This is a genomic window from Fundicoccus sp. Sow4_H7 (assembly GCF_052115865.1).
GTDB lineage: Bacteria > Bacillota > Bacilli > Lactobacillales > Aerococcaceae > Fundicoccus_A.
This window is the reverse complement of sequence record NZ_JBQKME010000016.1, coordinates 17,494-38,446: the sequence shown is the minus strand read 5'-3', so window position 1 is coordinate 38,446 and position 20,953 is coordinate 17,494. Positions and strand designations below refer to the sequence as shown.

At 42.4% G+C, this 20,953-nt stretch carries 17 protein-coding genes, 1 tRNA gene and 1 pseudogene; 9 read left to right on the top strand and 10 right to left on the bottom strand.

Translation table 11 applies throughout. From position 1 onward, the window contains the following. Window positions 1-269 precede the first annotated feature (269 nt). The 6 genes from ACTQ54_RS11590 to ACTQ54_RS11565 form a co-directional block, all read right to left on the bottom strand. The gene (locus tag ACTQ54_RS11590; RefSeq protein ID WP_441757053.1) at window positions 270-1,664 is read right to left on the bottom strand and encodes a uracil-xanthine permease family protein; all 1,395 of its coding nucleotides are present in this window, start codon (window positions 1,662-1,664) and stop codon (window positions 270-272) included. A gap of 307 nt (window positions 1,665-1,971) precedes the next feature. After that, window positions 1,972-3,222 carry a PTS ascorbate transporter subunit IIC gene (locus ACTQ54_RS11585; protein ID WP_441757052.1) on the bottom strand — a complete coding sequence of 417 codons (1,251 nt, stop codon included), beginning with the start codon at window positions 3,220-3,222 and terminating at the stop codon, window positions 1,972-1,974. Between the two features lie 157 nt (window positions 3,223-3,379). After that, window positions 3,380-3,784 (bottom strand): hypothetical protein, encoded by a 405-nt coding sequence (locus ACTQ54_RS11580; protein WP_441757050.1) that lies wholly within the window; start codon window positions 3,782-3,784, stop codon window positions 3,380-3,382. A gap of 292 nt (window positions 3,785-4,076) precedes the next feature. Continuing rightward, complete coding sequence (locus ACTQ54_RS11575) at window positions 4,077-5,087, bottom strand: ABC transporter permease subunit (protein ID WP_441757048.1); 1,011 nt, start codon at window positions 5,085-5,087, stop codon at window positions 4,077-4,079. Then, the gene (locus tag ACTQ54_RS11570) at window positions 5,074-6,624 is read right to left on the bottom strand and encodes a sugar ABC transporter ATP-binding protein (protein ID WP_441757046.1); all 1,551 of its coding nucleotides are present in this window, start codon (window positions 6,622-6,624) and stop codon (window positions 5,074-5,076) included. Before ACTQ54_RS11570 ends, ACTQ54_RS11575 begins: the two co-directional genes overlap by 14 nt. A gap of 73 nt (window positions 6,625-6,697) precedes the next feature. Beyond that, on the bottom strand, window positions 6,698-7,768 hold the full coding sequence (locus ACTQ54_RS11565) for a galactose ABC transporter substrate-binding protein (RefSeq protein WP_441757044.1): 1,071 nt from the start codon (window positions 7,766-7,768) through the stop codon (window positions 6,698-6,700). Window positions 7,769-8,036: 268 nt separating this feature from the next. Here ACTQ54_RS11565 and ACTQ54_RS11560 point away from each other — a divergent pair, with 268 nt between their 5' ends. The 3 genes from ACTQ54_RS11560 to ACTQ54_RS11550 are packed head-to-tail and all read left to right on the top strand — an operon-like array spanning window position 8,037 to window position 12,468. Further along, window positions 8,037-9,680 carry a response regulator transcription factor gene (locus tag ACTQ54_RS11560; protein WP_441757042.1) on the top strand — a complete coding sequence of 548 codons (1,644 nt, stop codon included), beginning with the start codon at window positions 8,037-8,039 and terminating at the stop codon, window positions 9,678-9,680. A gap of 8 nt (window positions 9,681-9,688) precedes the next feature. Beyond that, a complete protein-coding gene (locus ACTQ54_RS11555; RefSeq protein WP_441757040.1) occupies window positions 9,689-11,446 on the top strand; it encodes a cache domain-containing sensor histidine kinase in 1,758 nt (585 codons plus the stop codon). Further along, window positions 11,443-12,468: a galactose ABC transporter substrate-binding protein gene (locus ACTQ54_RS11550; RefSeq protein WP_441757038.1), complete on the top strand. Its 1,026-nt coding sequence runs from the start codon at window positions 11,443-11,445 to the stop codon at window positions 12,466-12,468. The genes ACTQ54_RS11555 and ACTQ54_RS11550 overlap by 4 nt, the downstream gene beginning before the upstream one ends. Window positions 12,469-12,510: 42 nt before the next feature. Here ACTQ54_RS11550 and ACTQ54_RS11545 read toward each other — a convergent pair whose 3' ends face one another. Further along, window positions 12,511-12,702 (bottom strand): hypothetical protein, encoded by a 192-nt coding sequence (locus ACTQ54_RS11545; protein WP_441757036.1) that lies wholly within the window; start codon window positions 12,700-12,702, stop codon window positions 12,511-12,513. Window positions 12,703-12,823: 121 nt separating this feature from the next. On the opposite strand from ACTQ54_RS11545, the gene ACTQ54_RS11540 reads away from it, so the two are divergent. From ACTQ54_RS11540 to ACTQ54_RS11525, 4 genes are all read left to right on the top strand, one after another. After that, window positions 12,824-13,735, top strand: coding sequence for an NERD domain-containing protein (locus ACTQ54_RS11540; RefSeq protein WP_441757034.1), 912 nt, complete (start codon window positions 12,824-12,826; stop codon window positions 13,733-13,735). Between the two features lie 871 nt (window positions 13,736-14,606). Next, window positions 14,607-15,170 (top strand): GNAT family N-acetyltransferase, encoded by a 564-nt coding sequence (locus tag ACTQ54_RS11535; protein ID WP_441757032.1) that lies wholly within the window; start codon window positions 14,607-14,609, stop codon window positions 15,168-15,170. Next, on the top strand, window positions 15,171-15,461 hold the full coding sequence (locus ACTQ54_RS11530; protein ID WP_441757030.1) for a hypothetical protein: 291 nt from the start codon (window positions 15,171-15,173) through the stop codon (window positions 15,459-15,461). It abuts the gene before it with no gap. Between the two features lie 30 nt (window positions 15,462-15,491). Then, complete coding sequence (locus ACTQ54_RS11525; protein ID WP_441757029.1) at window positions 15,492-16,517, top strand: alpha/beta hydrolase; 1,026 nt, start codon at window positions 15,492-15,494, stop codon at window positions 16,515-16,517. 651 nt (window positions 16,518-17,168) lie between these two features. On the opposite strand, the gene ACTQ54_RS11520 is transcribed toward ACTQ54_RS11525, so the two are convergent. Then, a complete protein-coding gene (locus tag ACTQ54_RS11520) occupies window positions 17,169-18,251 on the bottom strand; it encodes an alanine racemase (RefSeq protein WP_441757027.1) in 1,083 nt (360 codons plus the stop codon). A 141-nt stretch (window positions 18,252-18,392) separates the two neighbouring features. After that, a pseudogene (locus tag ACTQ54_RS11515) lies at window positions 18,393-18,580 on the bottom strand (aldehyde dehydrogenase family protein); the annotation flags it as partial. Between the two features lie 354 nt (window positions 18,581-18,934). On the opposite strand from ACTQ54_RS11515, the gene ACTQ54_RS11510 reads away from it, so the two are divergent. After that, window positions 18,935-19,552: a CadD family cadmium resistance transporter gene (locus tag ACTQ54_RS11510; protein ID WP_441757025.1), complete on the top strand. Its 618-nt coding sequence runs from the start codon at window positions 18,935-18,937 to the stop codon at window positions 19,550-19,552. A gap of 297 nt (window positions 19,553-19,849) precedes the next feature. Here the strand turns inward: ACTQ54_RS11510 and ACTQ54_RS11505 are convergent. Next, window positions 19,850-19,922: transfer RNA gene (locus tag ACTQ54_RS11505), tRNA-Ala, on the bottom strand. A 120-nt stretch (window positions 19,923-20,042) separates the two neighbouring features. On the opposite strand from ACTQ54_RS11505, the gene yghU reads away from it, so the two are divergent. Further along, window positions 20,043-20,828, top strand: a complete 786-nt coding sequence (yghU, locus tag ACTQ54_RS11500) for a glutathione-dependent disulfide-bond oxidoreductase (protein WP_441757023.1) — start codon at window positions 20,043-20,045, stop codon at window positions 20,826-20,828. Window positions 20,829-20,953: the final 125 nt, after the last annotated feature.

Sequence of the window (20,953 nt, the reverse complement as noted above, 5' to 3'; positions counted from 1 at the left end):
AAAAGAAATGCTTATGGATATCGCAATTTCAGCTATTTTAGAGATCGTATTTTATTAATGACACGACTCTATGAACCGGAACCAAAGAAAAAGATCAAGTCACATAAAAATGTGACTTGGCCTCTAAATCTTATTCATCAACCTTATTTGACAAAGAACCAAAAATAATTCGAACTTTCAGTCATAGCGTTGCTTAAGCCACTTGGCTTTTGACGGTTCTGCTATGACTAAAAGTTCGAATTATTTTGTTTACAACTTAATATTCTAACCTATTCCGCTGCAACATTATTCTTACTTCCAAAACTCAAAATAAAGTTCAAGATAATCCCAAATATCGAAGCGCCGGCAACCGATGGAATTTCAATGCCAAAGAATGGAATATTGCCACCAAAGGCGTACTGGCCACCCACACCAATAATCATAATCGTGGCAATGACAGCGATATTTTTTGAATCGAAAAGATCAACTTTTTTATCTAACATAATCGCAATCCCTTGTGCAGCAATCGCTCCGAATAAATAAATTTCTAGGCCACCGATGACAGCATTAGGAATCGAATAAATCGCGTTAACCAAAGGTGTAAAGCAAGCAATCACCATAGCAATCACAGCTGCTGCAATCAGAACTGGCACAGAATATACCCGTGTAATCGCCATGGCACTAATGTTTTCGCCATAGTTTGTTCCAGCAGGACCACCGACAAATCCAGACACAATATCACCAATCCCGTCACCGATTAAGTTCAAGCCCAGTTTGTCAGCGATATTGAAATGAGGTCTGCCTTTTTTATCCGCCAAGTCATTCACATAAATATCTAATTGATAGACATGGGCAGTGGACTCAGGAATCGTCGCTAAAGCGATTGGCATAATCGCTGCGACTGCCATCCAATTTGGAATCGGCATGGTAAAAATGGGTAGAGCAAAAATCCCTTGGTTGGCTACTTCAGGTAAAGATTTAAACAAGTTCACACCGCTAACCGCTTGTACTAGAAAAGCCGTTACAATCCCAACCGCTGGACCTAAAATTAATGGCAACTGTCCCCACATACCTTTTAAGTAAACCGAGAATAAAATGGTGGATAACAAGGTTACAAGCGACACTGTCCAAGCCATATTTTGGGCTAATTGGATTTGTGATTCAGCAACGGCTAGTGTCCCAGCAGAATCGATGACGATGGATGTCGCATCCAATAAGGCATTGCTAGCTAAAGTTAAACCAATAATCATGGCAATTGGACCAGTAATGGTCGCAGGAAGAATTTGTTCGATTTTGTCACGGCCAAATTTATCCACGATAATTCCGGCAGCAATTGAAACAAAACCTGATAAGATAATCCCAAATTGTGCGTGGGCGATTTGGTCGTTTAAAGGTAATCCGGCTAAAGCGTCAGACCCCATTAAGCCTGCAATCGCCGCAACATATGAGAAACTAGAGCCATAGTACAAAGGAATTTGTCCTTTTGTTACCAAGATAAAACATAAAGTTGCAAAGCCACTTGCAAAAATAGTTGTTGAAATGTGAAAATTTGTAATTAAGGCTACTGCAACGGTCGCTGGAAACATCACGATCACATGTTGCAAGGCATATAACATTAAGCGCCATAGGGCAGGGCGTTCATTGGGTAGGTATCCAATCACATCTTTATTTGTAGTGTTTTCCATCTAAAAACCTCCATAAGTTTTTTATACTGTCTTGTTATGGGTCAAGACCCGCAGAGATATTTATTAAAAGTCTTAGCGGACCCTTGAAAAGTCTCACAGAACTTTCTTAAAGGGATGGTTTCAATACCATCGGTTTTAACAGCACCTGCCTTCCGTATATTGTGTTAAAGACCGTAGGCATAAAAAAAACGCCTTACCGTAACGTAAGGCGCACAAAAAAAGTGTTGTCCTGTTACCTTACAAGTATCTCGTACTGATTTAAAGGTCTTTTAACTGTTCACATGATAGCACTAAAAAAGAGCGATGTCTATGAAAATAATTGCATCAACCATTTAAAAAATACCCCCAGGAAGAGGAAGTCGCCATCGCCAAACACAATCGTATCGGTCGGACCGCCGACATAGACCATATACAGTGCCGGCATAAATACCATAATCAAACCAACGCACACCGCCCCAGCAATCGCGCCCTTATAACCACCCGTGGCATTCCCATACATCGCCGTAATCCCGCCCAGGAAAAAATACTGCTGCATCCCCGGAATAATAATCGGCAAACCCATCATCGGCAAAATAAATATCCCTGCCATTCCCACTGCTAAGGAAACTAGGAATCCTAGAATCAGTGCATTGGAACCATACGGCAGCATGACTGGAGAGTCTAGGGCTGGCACCGCATTGGGGATCAGACGGTTGGCAATCCCTTTAAAGGCCGGCACAATTTCCCGCAGAGCCATCTGGACTCCCGTAATTAAAATCTCAATTCCTGCTGCAAAATAAATCGCCTGCATGAAAGCAAAGAAAATATAATTCACGCCGGATGACAGCTGTGTTTGGACGAAGTCTTGCCCACTAATAACCGCTAAAGTAATAAATAAAACACTCATGGTTAAAGAAATAGAGATCGCAGGTGTTTTCAAAAATCCGAGTGATTGTGGTACTTGCATATCTTCCGTCGACTGCTCTGGATTTCCAATCAGCTTTCCAGCTAAGGCACCAATGAAAAAGGATAAGGATCCTGCGTTAGCCACCCCAAATTCATCCGAACCAGTAATTTTCTTGGTATAAGGTTGCAATAAAGCAGGGGAGACCGCCATGTAAATAGCAATAATAACCGCCGCTAAAATAATCGCCGGCCAATAAGGCAAAGGCTCGAAAATCATCGCAAACATGGCACTCAAGTACATAATTAAATGTGACGCCAAATAAATATATTTAAAACGCGTAAAGCGCGCAATGATCAAGTTCAGAATCATCGCAATGACAAAAATAATCGTAGCCGACGGATACTCCTCTAACAGCAGAGCCCCCATCGCATCCGTCGACATAACCGCCGCTTGAATCCCGAAAGCCTCCACAAACATCGCCGAAAAATTATCCAAGGTATCAGCTGCAATCCCCGCACCAAGATTCAACATAATAAAGCCAATAATCGTATTGAAAGTCGCAGTCATGATTTCCGCAATCGGCGTACCTAATAAAATCGACCCAACCAACACAAACAAACCCACCAAAATCGCCGGCGTACCCAACACATTATTAATCAAAACATCTAACACAAGCCACCTCCAAAATCTCTCTCTTCCCCCAAGTATAGCCGATAGCAACGCGATGAAACAGCCCATTCCAAATAAATATCACTGCTGATGATAATGGATGCTACTGCTACAAGTCCGTGTCCCGAAGTCATTCTGCCGTGAAAACTCTGCTTTTGCGTCAGCAACTGGGCTTTCGGACGTGAAAAGCTTGTTTATGTGTCAGAACCAACCAGATCAGACGAAAGGTAGCATCAAAACCGTCTAATCTGCCACGGATCAGACGAAAGTTAGCCTCCAAACCGTCTAATCGTCCACGGATCAGACGAAACATAGCATTAAAACCGTCTAATCGTCCTTGGATCAGACGAAACATAGCATCAAAACCGTCTAATCGTCCTTGGATCAGACGAAACATAGCATCAAAACCGTCTAATCTGCCACGGATCAGACGAAACATAGCATCAAAACCGTCTAATCTGCCACGGATCAGACGAAATGTAGCATCAAAACCGTCTAATCTGCCACGGATCAGACGAAATGTAGCATCAAAACCGTCTAATCGTCCATGGATCAGACGAAACATAGCATTAAAACCGTCTAATCTGCCACGGATCAGACGAAATGTAGCATCAAAACCGTCTAATCTGCCACGGATCAGACGAAATGTAGCATCAAAACCGTCTAATCCACTCTCAATCAGACGAATATCAACTCAATATTCGTCTGATCCCGCAACTCTCGCCATCCTCACCCCCCAGCCCCCATCCCAACAAAAAATGTTTGAACAGGCCTCACCAACCCATCCAAACATCTCAAAAACTCCCAATACAGCTTAAACACCAATCCACCCAAAACGCCCAAACTCTCCAGATCCCTTACTTCCGACGCAAGGTCTTACGTATATCCAAGGCGACCGCAATCACAATCACCGCTCCTTGGAAAACCAAGGTCAATTCCGGCGAAATGCCCAAGAATTGCAAGCAAGTCTTTAGTAACTCGAACACCAGTACCCCGATTAAAATACCCGGCACCGTACCAACCCCACCAGTTGTCGAAACCCCACCGATGGTAGCCGCTGCAATGGCTTCCAACTCATAACCAGTCCCCAGAGTAACCGCAGCCGAACCGGTCTTAGCTGTCAACAAGAAACCAGCCAAACCATATAACAAACCAGCCACAGTAAACACTAAAATCTTCGTCCGATTGGTATTCACCCCAGACACTTCAGCCGCGACCTCGTTGCCCCCCAAAGCATACATGTTCTTACCATAAACCGTTTTACGATACAAAATAAATATCACAATCCCCACCACTAAGGCCACAAAAGCCAACCAAGGAATCGTAACAGGGCCTAATTTCAAACCTTGCGTCCCAAAACGGGTAAAGCTTTGATTCAAGGATCCAATTGGGCTATTGCGTGAATACAACTGATTCAAACCGAAAATGGCGATTTGTGTACCCAAGGTTGCAATAAATGGCGGTACCTTCAAGTAAGCAATGATCAAGCCATTGATTAAACCAAATAGCAAGCCCACAACCATGGCTATCACTAAAGCAACCGGAATGGGAGTACCAGCGATATTTCCATATAAAACGCCAGCGGCGTCGGGTCTTTGTAGTAAAGTACCAGTAACAACGGCTGTAATCCCAACAATACGACCTGCTGACAAGTCCGTCCCTTTAATAATCAAACATCCAGATACACCCAGCGCAATAATATAACGGACTGCCACATTGGATAAAATATTGGATAAGTTGTGGAAGTTTAAGAAGTTATTAGCTGAGATGGCGGTATAAATCACCATTAGAATAATAACAACCACCAAGGCATTTTCAATTAACCATTCTTTGACAGACACTCTTTGCTTCACATTAACGTTTTCCATTCTCATTCACCTCTTCAATAACTTCTTGCGACGTTTTCATAAATGCAGTAGCTAATTCCATAATCTTTTCTTGCGTAGCTTCTTCAGGACTAACATAACCAGAAATCCGTCCCTCACACATGACCATAATCCGGTCAGACATCCCAATAATTTCACTCATCTCTGACGAAATCATAATAATCGACTTACCTTCACGTGACAAAGCATCGATAATTTCATAAATTTCATACTTAGCCCCTACGTCAATCCCACGTGTCGGCTCGTCCAAAATCAAAATATCAGGCGAAGTTGCCAACCAACGCGATAAAATCACTTTTTGTTGGTTCCCACCGGACAGATTCTCAATCCGCGTCCTAGCTGACGGCGTTTTAACCCGGAGCGACTCAATCCCATGGTCAACCACTTTTTTCATCGCGCCTTCATCCAGCAAACCAGCCGTACCCTTATAATCTGCAATCGAGGCAATCGTCATATTATCTGCAATCGACAACACGCCAAAAATCCCCGAATGCCGCCGGTCCTCAGTAACTAACGCAATCTTATTATCAATCGCGTCCTTTGGCGACTTAATCGAAACTTCTTTCCCATTAATAAATACCTCTGCTCCAGCCTCCGTGTCTCTTAAACCAAAAATGGCTTCCATTAATTCTGAACGCTGGGCTCCAACTAAACCAGCTACTCCAAGTATTTCACCTTTCTTCAAATGGAAAGAACAATTTTTAAAGGACAAGGGGTTAGGGGAAGTAAAATTCCGGACATCCAACAAGACCTCATCAGTTGATTCATCCACATGATCAGGAAATTGATTCACTAATTCACGTCCAACCATATCGCGAATAATTTGCGCCTTGGTTAAGTCCTTTGCTTGGTGGGTTGCCACGTACTTACCATCTCGCATGATCGTGACCTCATCAGAAATTTCTAAGATCTCATCCATCTTGTGAGAAATATAAATAATGGCGATACCTTGTGAGGTTAAAGTGCGAATAATATCAAATAATTTGTCCACTTCATTTGAGGTTAACGATGACGTTGGTTCATCCATGATGACAATTTTAACATCATGTGAGATAGCCTTAGCGATTTCAACCGATTGTTGCTGGGAAATGGTTAAATTCGTCAACAAGGTATCGGCAGGGATATTTAGTCCGACAATATCCAAGAAACGTTTGCTTTCAGCATTCATCTTGTCGTGGTCGACAAAAAGGCCTTTTTTGGGATATTTACCTAAAAAGATATTTTCCGCAACGGTCATCATCGGAATCGGCTGCAATTCCTGGTGGATCATTGAAATCCCGGCATCAATGGCGGCCTTCGAATTTAAGAAATTGACTTCCTGGCCATCAAGAATAATTTCCCCGCTATCCTTATAATAAATCCCATACAAACACTTCATTAAAGTTGATTTTCCAGCACCATTTTCGCCCATCAAGGCATGCACAGTTCCTTTTTTTAACGTCAGCTGCACATTATCTAAAGCTTGCACACCTGGAAAAGCTTTATTTATTTGTTTCATTTCTAAAATAATTTCATTCATTGTGCCCATCTCCTAAAAAACAGAGGCCCCAAGTAATCACTTGACGCCTCGTATCAAATCAATTGTGTCTTAATTACTCTGCGCTACCATATGTTTCTTCTAAACGTTGTTGGTATTCTTCAATTGTTTCTTCATTAAAGTCTAAACGTTTTAACTCAGCTTCTTCCGCAGATGTCACTTTCACATAGTCATGCCAGAAATAAGGCGCTACTTCTTCACCATTTAATAAACGAACCCCAACTTCAGCCGCTGTACGCGCTTGGTTAAAGTGGTCATTTAATACTGTTCCTGTAAATGCACCATTGGTAATTAATTCAACCACTTCTGGCAGAGCATCCACCCCAACAATGTAAATATCTTCGTTAACCACACGGCCTGCGCCATCAATCGCTTGAACGGCACCTAGTGCCATACCATCATTGTTTGAGAAAATTACTTCTAATTCTTCACCATATTGACTTAAAGCATTGGCAGCAATTTCTTGTCCACGAGCTTGATCCCAGTTACCACGTTGGTGCTCACCTAAACTAGCTGTTTCAATAGTTTTTTCTAAAGTTTCAACAGAATATTGTGTTCTTTGTTCCGCATCCACGTTACCTGCGTCACCCATAATCATTAAGTAACTGACAACACCGTCACCGTTAATATCACCGTTATTGTCTAAATCAGCAATAATTTCTCCTTGGAACACACCAGATTGACGGGCATCAACCCCAACATATGTTGTTTTACCTGGCCATAATTCCATTGTTGCAATATCTGGTTCACGGTTAATAAATATCACCGGAATATCCGCAGATTGTGCAGATAAAATAACTTGCTCTGCACCTGTTGGATCCACTAAGTTAGCAATAATCAAATCCTTACCTTGAGCAATAAAGTTGTTCAATTGTTCTGTTTGTGTCGCTTGGTTATTTTGACCATCTTGGAAATCCACATTGTAAGTATTACCGTCTGCTTCAGCTAATTCAGCAAAATAGTTCCCTAATTCTTCACGATAAAGCGTCATAAAGTTGTCATTGTACTGATAAATGGCTACCCCAATTTCAAATGTCTGACCTTCTTGAGCTTGAACTTGTGTGAAACCTCCAAAAGATACCAACGTCATAACCAACGCCATAACAGCTGAGAAAAACTTGCGCATATACATCCTCCTATAGATTTGTTATCTTAATAATAGAAAACGCTAACACTTTAATCCATGCAGTTTTTATGGATGTTTTATAAAAAATCTTCACGAAAGTCAGAGTGAAACGCTATCATTTTCACTGATTAAAACATTTTTTCGAAAAATTCTACACTTTTGATGGAATTTTCTACACTTTTTTAGGATAAATACGAATTCTATTGTTATGTAAGCGATATTTATTTAAACTAAAAGTGAAGCTTTTATAGAAGAAAGGGATCAAAAAATGAAACATTTAATCATTGTCGATGATGAGGAAGCGGTGCGTCAGTCGATTGTTAATGTTATTGATTGGGAAGAGGCTGGCTTTAAATTAGTCGGCGATGCGTCCAATGGCCAAGAAGCCTTGGCTTTGGTGGAAGAAAATAAAATCGATGTGGTGATTACCGATATTCGGATGCCGGTCATGGATGGCCTGGAATTAGCCCAGCACATACAAATTATTGATCCGACCATAAAAATCATTATATTGACTGGCTTTGATAACATTGAATACGCCCAAGAAGCCTTTCGCTGGAATATTCATGAATATTTGTTAAAGCCGATTTCGGTCGATGACCTATATGCCGCCTTACAGCGGGTCACCAATGCCATTGAGGCCGACCGCCGCCAAGCAACCGATATTAACCACCTAACGCAACAATACATGCAGTCGCTTGACGCAACCCGCAGAGCCTATTTAATTTCTCTAATAAATAACGCTTATTTTTCCAATGATGAAGGGCATTTAGCCAACCAGGCGCAACTTTACCAAGTCCGTCTAAATGGTCCGCGCTATATTATTATCAATATTGTCTTATCCGAAGAGGGTAGTCTGCATTTAAATGAAGAAGTAAATACTTATACCAAGGATATTGTGTTTTATAAAGAAATCGACTGGGTGTCTTATACGTCGTCTGTTGAACGGATTATTCATCGTTACGGACAAGGGGAAGTTTTCCGTTATAATCAATCCATTATGGTGATTATGAATGGGAAGGAATCTTTTTTTGAACACTCTTTAGATATTTTATTAACGGATATTCGTCAATCGCTGAACAAGTTATTCAATGTACATACCATGATGGGGATTTCTGCAACAACGGACAAATTGTCCAACTTAAACCACCTCTACCGACAAACCTTGAATGCTTTAGAGTATGGAAGTACACACCCGGAATTTACACAAATCACTATTTCAGACGTTGTCACAGAAACTGACTACAATATTCAATCGACGGACTTAATTTTGGAAGCGATTAACCGTGCTGTGAAGTTAGGCCAAGTGGATGATTTGCAGTTGGCCATTGACGAACTCAATGAGCTGGTAAAGACCCAACATTTCCAAAGTTCATTTGTCTTTTCTATTTTATTAGGACTGATTGGGCAACTGACTCGTTTGTATTATGAAACTGTCTCTGCGGAGGTCAATTCGTTATTTATTAACCAACAAATTGATTATTTTCTGGCTTCACGGGGGAAATTTACTGAAGTGATTCTTGAGACCTTTGGGGGCATCGCCTTAAATATTTTACAAGAAATTCAAAACAAACACGATGAAACAAAAGAAACCATTACAACCCAGGCTTTGCGGATGATTGATGAACAATTTCAGCAGCCGGATTTTAGTCAACAAATTTTAGCCGATCAATTATTTATTACGCCCAATTATTTATCGACTTTATTTTCAAAAGAGACCGGTAAGACTTTTAAAGATCATTTGATAGAAAAACGCATGCTAACCGGTCAAGAAATGTTATTAACCACCAACAAACGGATTCATGAAATTGCTCAAGCAGTCGGTTATACCGACCAATATTATTTTTCATATTCTTTTAAAAAGTACTTTGGTCAATCGCCTCGTCAAATGCGACAATTCAACAAAAAGTAGGTGACAATGTGCGACAAACGCAACCTTTACAACGGCTAATTTTTGCCGTCTTAATGATTTTGGCAGCCGTTGTTTTGATTATCGGTTTATCCGTATCCTACAATTTTCAACGGAATCTTTTGATCGATCAAACGGCTGAAACCACTCAAATTAATGCCATGCAAACTAGTGAATCCTTGCAAAATATGTTTTTGAGCATGGATAATATTTTACGGGCTGTCTCAATTGAATTGCAATTACACGACCATGATAGGGATGCCTTGCAAGAGTTAATTGATTCATCAGTTAGCCTCAACCATGATTTAGATTCCATCACGATTGTTGCACCAGAAGGGGACATCTATGCCTTTGCCCCTTCCTACCGCCGTTTGTTAGATGCTAATGGTGAAGAAGATGGAACAGCTAATGTTTCAAACAGCGTACGACCACTTGAAGCCGATTGGTATGATCCCGACAAACAATTTGACCAGTCCCTTTATTCCATTCCGCACCAGCAAAAAATCTATCGGCAAAATGATGTTCAGGTGATTTCTGTCACGGTTCCTTTTGTCCATAACAACCAAGACTATATCATGATTGCCGATTTTCGCCACAACCTATTGGAACGCTATTACAAGGCGGATTTCAATACGACTTATGGGGATTCCTACATTATTAATGACCAAGGCGATATTATTTACACGCCGGATAATTTAAATGAACGGACACTGCACATTCATGAAGAAATCCAAGGCCAGCGCTTGGATAATCAATTGATTATAGAAACCGGCAATGACTTTGTCGCAGCCACCAGTCGCCTAGGCATTACCCCCTGGACCGTGGTGCATGTGACCTATATTAACGACCTGATTGGGAGTTCGTTGAACAATATTCTCCAGTCGTCGGCAGTGATATTTATTGTGATTTTGATTGTGATTGGGTATTTTTCATTTATCGCCTCGAATTATATTTCGCGGCCGCTGGAAAATATTGTGGTCAAGATGCAGTCATTTAAATTGAATCGGATTGATGAAACCAAGCTGACCGCGTCCAATGCCTATAAGGAAGCGAATTTTCTGACGCAATCATACAATCAGCTGGTGGATACGATCGATTATTTGATGGAGCGCATTCAAGCTGAGGAAAAAGCCTTGCGCAAAAGCGAGCGCAACACCCTTGAAGCCCAGATTCAGCCGCATTTTCTGTATAATACCCTCGAGTCAATTTTATGGATGATCGAGCGCGGCAACAATCAAGATGCCTCAGAAATGGTCCAAGCCCTCGGCAAAATGCTCCGAATTTCGCTCAGCAAAGGCCAAGAAATAATATCGCTCGAGCGTGAACTCGAGCACGTCGAGCACTACTTCGTCATCCAGTCCTTACGCTACAAAAGCCAGTTCTCTTACCAAATAAATATCCCTGCTGATCTCAAAGAGGCAAAGGTGATTAAGTTGGTTGTTCAGCCTTTGGTTGAAAATGCCATTTACCACGGGGTGTCGCGGACGGTGGACCACGGGGAAATTAATGTGACGGTCGTGCGAGATGGCGGGCAAATTCTTGTGACTGTTGCGGATAATGGTTTAGGCATTGACGAGGAAAAATTAGCCTCGATCCGCCAACACCTCAATTCGCCGAATGCCAAGATGGGGGTGGGTTTGATTAATGTCCATCAGCGTTTGCAAATTTATTATGGGAAAGAGTATGGCGTCAAGATTGAGAGCGAATTGGATTATGGGACTGAGGTCACGATTAATTTTCCCTTGGAAGGAAATGAGGTCATAAAATGAAACAATGGGTGAAGCTTTGGTGTGTGTGTTTGTTTTTGTTTGTAGGCGTCTCAGTCGAGGCAGCGGAAGGCTTTGGCTTGAAAGCCGATAAAGATATTAAAATCGGCGTTATTTATTATAAGTTTGATGATGTGTATATTACGTCTGTACGGGTGGCTTTTGAGCGTTTGGTCGCAGGCTATGACAATGTTGAGGCGCTGACGTTGAATTCGAAAAATGACCAAGACTTGCAGCTGCAACAAATTGACCGTTTGATTGCTGAAGGTGTGGATGTGTTGCTGGTCAATATTGTGGACACGGAGTTTGCCCATATGGCAGTGGAAAAAGCGTCAGAGGCCGATTTGCCGATTATTTTGTTTAACCGCGAATCGGAGCTGACTTCTTATAGTGATTACGCTAAGGCGCGCTATGTGGGGTCCATGGCTATGGAGGCCGGAATTATTCAAGGAGAAATGATTGCCGACTTGTGGTTGAGCGATGAAAAGTATGACCGCAACAGCAATGGTGTCTTGGATTATGTGATGCTGAGTGGGGATGCCAATAATTTGGAGGCAACCCTGCGAACCGTGTATTCAGTCAAAACGGTGGAAGAAGCTGGCATTGAGGTCAATGAATTGGCTTCAGAGATTGCTTCTTGGGATGCTGACAAGGCTTATGAAGCGATGGTAACTTGGTTGGAAGAGGATTTGGCCGATATTGATATCGTTTTTGCCAACAACGATTCCATGGCAGCAGGAGCAATTCGGGCTTTGCAAGAACGTAACTTTAATTTAGGTAGAGAAGTTAATGACAACTTTATTCCGGTTTTTGGTGTCGATGGGACGGAAGAAGCGTTGGATTTGGTTTCGCGCGGGATTATGTCGGGGAGTGTGACCCAAGATCAGCAGGCGATGGGGGAAGCCATGTTTAAACTGGCTTATAACGCTGGCCAAGGTCGCGAGTTTTTGGAGCACACCGATTATGTTTATGATGAAAGTGGTTTGGCAATCCGTATTCCTTACCAAGCCTTTGTGGTAGAATAAGTAAATCCGGCCTTTGTGATCAAAAGGTCGGATTTTTGCGTTTTATTTTGTGTCGTCAGTGTTGAGCGCAGCGATTAAGGCCTGGATGCCATCTTCCGAATCAATAAAATGAAAATCTGTTTCCACGCAGTTGGCACATTGGATGCCTTGCATGCCGTTACTTTCCACAATCGCTTCGTTAATTTCGTCCTCAGCTTCTGGCGACCAACCCATTGTTGGCAGTTCCTTCTTCATTTTTTTCGCCCCCTTCCTTTTCGATTTTATTATACCATAAATAAATATTATAAATAAAATAATGGAAATCGCCTTTTTATGTGTATATATAGAGAGAGGCTTTTTAAGGAGGTATTTATTTATGAAAAAAAGCAATCATTTGATGGTGTTGGAGGCGATGGGGCAGCGTGGGATGTTGGATGAAGAAGGGAAAAGGCAATTGTATGCCATGCAAAAGGGATTTGAGGGCGAGTGCGAGTTTGCCCGTTTGTTTGAGCGGTTGGCCAATCAGGACTGGCTGTTGGAGTACGATTATTGGTTTGAACAAGGCAAGCGGATGCAGGCAGATTTTTTGTTGCTATCCAGTTTGTTGTGGATCCAAGTGGATGTAAAAAATTATGAAGGGCGGTTCGAATATAAGAACGGTCAATGTTGGCACAATGGCAAGCTTCAGGTAGAAAATTTCTTTGCGAATATGTCCGAGCGCGAACGACGCTTGACGAAAATTGCCCATCAGCTAGACACGCGGATTCAAATTCGATCCATAGCGGTATTTATTAATGAGTTTGGACAGACATTTTTTGATGAGTCGTTTACTGGGGAGGCGGTTTGTCGACACCAGCTGAGGGAGTTTTTCTGGAGTATTAAAAATATTAGCAAGATGCACACGAGTGGGGTAGCAAATGTGAGGAGGATGCTGGACAATTTTCGTGTTCCGTATGGTATTGGCTTTACGGGGCTGGCGCCTAGGGAGTTCGGGTCGGTTTGGAGCGGGATTTTGTGTGGTGAGTGTGGGGGGCGCGGTTGTGAGCGGGGAAAATATTCAATTACTTGCTCAGTTTGTGGAAAAGACGAAATGTTAGGGAGCGTGATTCTAAGACATGCCGTGGAATTGAGATATTTATTTTACAACAACCCCGAGATGGTGACGGCAGGAAATGTTTTTGCTTTGATGGGCGGCGTGATATCGATAAAAACCATCCGGCGACACCTTGCGACGCGCTTTCCACTCGTGCGACAATCCAATACTCACTTCTACCAAATAAATATCTGAGAATTGGGACAGCTTGGCGATTCGGTGTGTTATCAATGTGAGAATTTTGAACACGTGCCTTTAAAATCGCATGAGCTTTATGCGTGTGCTGAACGTGTTCTCTTCGGATGGATTTAGTTCCCTGCGTTTAGTGAACGCGTACCCCTCAAACGGATTTATTTCCCTGCGTTTAGTGAACGCGTACCCCTCAAATGGATTTATTTCCCTGCGTTTAGTGAACGCGTACCCCACAAACGGATTTATTTCCCTGCGTTTAGTGAACGCGTGCCCCTCAAATGGATTTATTTCCCTGCGTTTAGTGAACGCGTACCCTTCAAACGGATTTAGTTCCCTGCGTTTAGTGAACGCGTACCCTTCAAACGTATTTAGTTCCCTACGTTTAGTGAACGCGTGCCCCTCAAATGGATTTAGTTCCTTGCGTTTAGTGAACGCGTACCCTTCAAACGGATTTAGTTCCCTGCGTTTAGTGAACGCGTGCCCCTCAAATGGATTTAGTTCCCTGCGTTTAGTGAACGCGTACCCTTCAAACGTATTTAGTTCCCTGCGTTTAGTGAACGCGTACCCTTCAAACGGATTTAGTTCCCTGCGTTTAGTGAACGCGTGCCCCTCAAACGGGTTTAGTTCCCTACGTTTAGTGAACGCGTGCCCCTCAAATGGATTTAGTTCCCTGCGTTTGTCAAACGCGGCCTAGTTCCTACAAAAATCCCCACCACCGCTCCCTACCCACCAAAAAGAGGCGCTATCAAAGCGCCTCTTCTGCATTAACTCCAACTCACTTCACATAAACAGGATTTCCCACAACCAACATCTCCCTAAAGACTTTTTGTGTAAATCGTGTTAAGCTTTTATAAATGAAATGAAGAGGTGTTTGATGGAGCAGTATCTTTTTAGGATGCCGGTCGATGAGGGCTTGAATTTGGTGGCACCAACAACAACAGAAAAGTTAGCGGCAGCGATATTTAATTTGGTGGATGGGGATTGGGAGCATTTGGGTCGTTATTTGCCTTGGGTGGAGAAGACGACGAGTGTTCAGGATGAGCTGAATTTTTTAAAGATGATGGCGCAGCAGCAAATCGAGGGGAAAACTTACTTGTTCGTCATCGAATTTGAGAATCAAATTGTGGGTACGATAGATCTGCATTTTATCAATCCGACAAATGGCCGGGCGGAAATTGGTTATTGGCTGAGCTCGGCTTATACTGGAAAAGGGATTATGACGCGCTGTGTGAAAAAAGTGGCGGCTTATGGTTTTAAAATGCTTGAGTTGAATCGCATTGATATTTATTGTGATGTGGAAAATGTTGCGTCGGCTGAGGTGGCGAAGCGGGCGGGGTTTGACTTTTTGGCGACGCAGCCGGATGCTGAGCGTTATCACGATGATTTTCACGATATGCAACAGTATGTGCTGTTGCGACGGAATTTTATGGAGGGTTAAATGGAATTTTTATATTGGGTGTTTGTGATTGTGGCAGGGAGTATATTGTACTCATTTCTAGGCAGGTCGAAAAATCGTCGTCAAATGGAGAAAGACCGTCAGAATTTGCGAAAGGGTAATTTGAATGACCGTCAGCTAAAGGAAATTTTTCGAAAATTAGATACTTATAAAAACAGCACGGCCTATGCGGTGGCGGCTTACGGCTTTTTCTACAAGCAATTTTTTGACCAGGCGCAGGAGAATTATGAGCTATTTAAGCCGGAGATGAAAAAACGCGGCCTATTACTATAGAAGTTTCACGCAAAAGATAGGGGTATTTATTTGAAAAAGATAGGAAAAGTTTTGGGGTGGATTGGTGGAATAGCTGGTGGTACAGCTTTGGCAGCTTATGCCACGAGCCGTGTGACGCCCAAGCCGGAAGCTTTCTTGATGAAGCAGCTGTTTAGCCACCCCTATGGGATTAAAAACCCGGAATTGTATGCTCAGGCGAGCCGGCATGTCAGTGTGATGCGCGATTTGAGTTATTCCGATTATTTCGATAAAAGCGTGTACGATTTGTACCTGCCCAGCCAGCTCAAGGGCGATGAGCAGCTGCCGGTGGTGATCTGGCTGCACGGTGGCGGTTTTGTCGGTGGCGACAAGTCGCAGATGAAGGAGTTTGCCACTTATTTAACGCATCGGGCCAAAGTCGCGGTGATAACCTTGAATTACGGTTTAACCCCCACCAATAAATATCCCAGCCAATTAAACCAGCTGGATGCTGCCATGCAGTATTTATTAAAAGAGCCCATTTTAAATAAATATCTGGATTTCTCGCATATTATTTTCGGCGGCGACTCTGCGGGTGCGCAAATTGCAGGCCAGTATGTATTGCTACAAACGAATGACGCTTACCGGAATTCACTGGGCTATTCCAAGCGGGTGGACGTAGAAAACATCAAAGGTTTTATTTCTTACTGCGGTCCTTTGGCCATGAGTCAGTGGGCATCGCAAAAACATGAGAGTTTTATGGTGCGTTACATGTTGCGAACGATTTCGCGAACCTTGATTCGAAGCCATGAGTGGACTGAGCGGGCAGAATTATTTGAAGCATCGATCGCAGATCATGTGAACGGCAATTTTCCAACTAGCTATATTACAGACGGAAACTCTCATACCTTTCAAGAACAAGGTTTAACGTTTGCTAATAAGCTGAGAGGGCTAGGCGTCGAAGTGCAAACCAAATTTTTTGAAAAGGGCAAGCAAAAAGTGAACCACGAATACCAATTTGAATTCAAAAATGAAAATGCCTTGGTTTGTTTGGATGAAACCATTGCTTTTATTGAAGGGGTTCTGGCTGAGGATTAAGTTTTAGTGGGATTGATTGAGAGTGAAATTGAAGGTGCATGTTAACTTTGTAGGTGGAAGTTAAGGTGTGCCTGTTTTTGTGGATTTTATCCTATTTCAACCGAGCGCGGACTCACCGCTCGAATGAAACGAGTATTTCAACCGAGCGCGGACTCACCGCTCGGATGAAGCCACCATTTCAACCGAGCGCGGACCCACCGTTCGGATGAAACGAGTATTTCAACCGAGCGCGGACTCACCGTTCGGATGAAACGAGTATTTCAACCGATCGCGGACTCACCGTTCGGATGAAACGAGTATTTCAACCGATCGCGGGCTCACCGTTCGGATGAAACGAGTATTTCAACCGAGCGCGCAGTCACCGCTCGGATGAAGCCACCATTTCAACCGAGCGAGTACCCACCGTTCGGATAAAACTACCTTTTCATCCGACCGCGAGAATAATTCGTAGATATTGTATCACTTATTGAGTTATCGTAGGCATAAAGTAGCCAATAGTTTCTTCAACGAATACCAAAAGTGACTTCATTGCTGCGACTAGTTTAATACTTTAGCCTCGTCCTTTCATAGTTTTACATATTTTTGTGGACTCTATCCATATCCCAACAATTATATGCCGAATGAGCAGCCGAACCGGCACATCCCATCCCCTCACACAAACCGCTTCGCCACATACTCCGAAGTCGACGCATACAAAATCGCTTGGTACTGAACCTTAAATTGCACCAAATCACCAACATGGTAATCGAACTCACTATCTTCAATATCCAAAATCGTATGGTCGCTACTGTCCCCATAAACCCCTATCGCAGGATCCAGTGGAATTAGCTGTTTGGCATCTCCAATATCTTGATGCCCCAACGCAATCAGAGCCCGTTTCCGCACGCCGCGGTCGACATATTCCACGGTTTCACTAAAGGAATTTTTTACCCGCGTTCCAATCGGAAAAGTTGGCTTCGAATTGACTTCAATCACTTCAGCAGTAATGGTAAACACATCGTCGTGCTGCGCCTCCAAATGGCAATCGTAATTTTCACGCAAATCGAAACCGGTCGAAATCGCCTCGCCTATCCGCAAATGATTCACCCGTCTCGGAATCGTCCCGTCCACCACCAGCGGCACAGAAGTTGTCGCGCCACCCGAAATCAGAGCCAGTTCCCGCCCAATCTCAGCCTCAACCGTCTCGGCCAAAGTGCAAAGCCGCTCCAGATTCGTCACTGTCGGCACCACCGACCCGTAACAAGTAAAATTCGAGCCAACCCCTTCAAGCACAACCCAATCCAATTCCCTTTCAATAAATACCGCTGCTTCAACAAATTCTTCTGGATCAAAAATCCCTTCGCGTAGATCGCCGACATCGTACATCAAAATCACTTTGTATTTTTTCTTTTGCTTTTTGGCTTCGGACTCCAAGGCTAACAAAGTGGCTTTTTCTGTAATTAAACACATGTCGGAATAAGCCACAACATCTTCGATTTCACTCAACATTGGACTTCTCAACAACAAAGTCTCAATGTCCAACTCGCTTTGTGAGATTCTTTTTAATTGCTCAATACGTGAACTGGCTAGCTGCGAACAACCGCCCCTCATAAATTCCCGTGAGCATTCAATCATCCCGCCAAAACCTTTAATCACACCTGCGACTTGAATGCCACGCTCAGCACATAAATCACAAATCAACTGCGCATTTTCAAATAGTTTCTGTAAATTTATTTCTAATAATGGATATTTCATCGCAACCTCTTCTTCCAATAAATACAAACATAGAACTACTTTACACTATGGAATATGAGAATTCAATTAAACAAAACGGCTATGCAGAAAATTTGCATAGCCGTTTTAGCTACTAAGCCATCGCGTTAAAAGAGATATTTATTAGAAGTTTTTGGTGTTGTATTGGGCGGTGACGACTTTGGTATGGGTGTAGAAGTTTAGGCCGTCTTTGCCGTTGGCGTGTCCATCGCCGTAAAATGAGTTTTCCAGCCAGAGAATGGGAACCAGGCAATCGGGGCTGGGACGCCGAGGTTGATGCCTAACATGCTGTCGGCAATGTTTTCTCTCAAATGATGGAGCGCTTAGTTAAGCTGTGGATCGAAGATCCTGTCCAATGGAAAATTGCGATGCTTAGTCCTAAAAAAGAGCACTTATACGAAGATTGAAAGTTATTTTAGGAGCAGTTTGATTGATTACTTTGACCGGAATGAGGACATTGAAACTTTGGGGAGTTTTAGAGATTTTGATTCATCAAAGCTTAGCTAACTTAATGCATATATGGTATATTATTTTTGTTAAATATCATTTTTAAGGAGATTGGTATGAATCAGTTTATTCATTCATATCCTTTGGCGACTTTTAAGTTAATGTGTCTGTGCCCGTCTATCCATCTTCTATAAATAAATATCTGAGAGGAGATCGACATGGGTCAATTAATTTTATCAGCGATTGGAGTTTATATATCAACCAGTATCGACTATGTGGTGATACTGATTATTTTATTCGCACAGGTGAAGCATCATCGGTTGAAGCAACATATCTATTTAGGGCAATACATCGGAACCGCAATTTTATTTATTGTGAGTCTAGTGGCAGCATCTATTTTGAATTTTGTGCCGGAAGACTGGATGATTGGATTGCTAGGTTTAGTACCGATTTACCTAGGGATTCGGTTTATCGTAGTAGGCGAAGATGATGACGAAGACGAAGAGGTCATGGAACGACTAGAAGAACGCTCACCCAATCGATTGTTTTTAACTGTGGCTTTGTTAACAATCGCTTCTGGTGGAGACAATCTTGGTATCTATATTCCTTATCTTGCCGGATTGAGTCTGGTGGAAGTCCTAGTAGTTGCTGGAGTATTTGCAATTGGTGTCATCATTTTATGTGAAATCAGTGAACGCTTTGCTTTTATTCCAACGATTCAAAATACCATAGAAAAATACGAACGCATCATCGTTCCGGTAGTGTTTATCTTATTGGGTTTGTATATATTGTGGGAGAATGAAAGTATCCAATATTTAATAGGACTACTTAGGTAAATTTTTGGTGTTTAAGGCGGTTTTTTAGGGCAAGTGTTATAAGGTAATAAAGTTTTTAAAGTGAAATCTGTTATGAGGGCTGGTTTACCAGTGTTTATGACGGGTTTCGCTTTTTTGGTTTTGTTGAGTGATAGGAAAGTTGATGATTTTGCTGAACGGGTTATGGGTAAACCTCAAAAGGTATCACGCTTTTAGCTGTGAGTGGGAAGTGTCAGCCCGTCTACCAACTCATAACACATCCCCACGAACAAAAAAAGCACCCGAAGGTGCTTCCTGAAAACTTATAAAAACTTTTTATGGAGACAACCGGTCTCGAACCGGTGACCTCTTGCATGCCATGCAAGCACTCTCCCAACTGAGCTATGCCCCCGTATAAAGCAATGTAATAACTAGTATACCCTCTTTTGTGAACAAAAACAAGCTTCTTTTTAGCAAAAACCTTGTGTAAATGGTATAGTAGAAGCAATGATATTTATTAAGGAGTGGTTAAATGACGGAGTATCAATTACCTAAAGTATGGGAATGGGACGATGAAAACGACAATATTAGTGGCAACCGCCCAACTGCTGGCAGTCGCTTCGAACAAACTTTACCTGTTGGTGACGCGCCGTTACAAGTGTATTCACTAGGGACACCGAATGGGATTAAAGTGGCCGTTATGCTAGAAGAACTGAAAGAACTTGGCGTTGAAGGTGCCGACTATGATATGTATCGCATTGCCATTGGTGATGGCGATCAATTTGGTTCGGACTTTGTTGACATCAATCCTAACTCAAAAATTCCAGCTTTGGTCGATCATAGTGTGGAACCTAGCTTAAATATTTTCGAGTCGGGGTCAATTTTATTATATTTAGCTGAAAAATATCAGCAATTAATTCCAACGGATATCCATGGGCGGACAGAAACAATGAACTGGGTGTTTTGGCAAGTAGCTGGAGGTGGATTTGTTGGTGGTGGCTTTGGTCACTTCTTTGCTTATGCCCCTGAAAAAATTAAATACGCCATTGACCGCTATGCTATGGAAACAAAACGCCAACTCGACTTACTCGATAAAACATTGGCAAAACGTCCATATCTAGCCGGCGATACTTATACCATCGCAGATATCATCAACTGGTCATGGTACGGTCGCTTGGTTCTGGGCAACCTTTACGAAGGCTCCGCAAAATTCCTAGACGTTGAATCCTATCCTCATTTAATGGAATGGGCCAAACGCATCAACGACCGCCCTGGCGTTCAAAAAGGCCTTGCTGCTGAATACAAAGATATTAAATAAGCACTATTTCCCTATGTCGAAAGGCATGGGGGTTTTTTTGAATAAATATCACTGCGTTTTTCACAGAGATATTTATTATACAATTTACGTAAATTTTACAATAATAATACCTAGAATTTACAAAT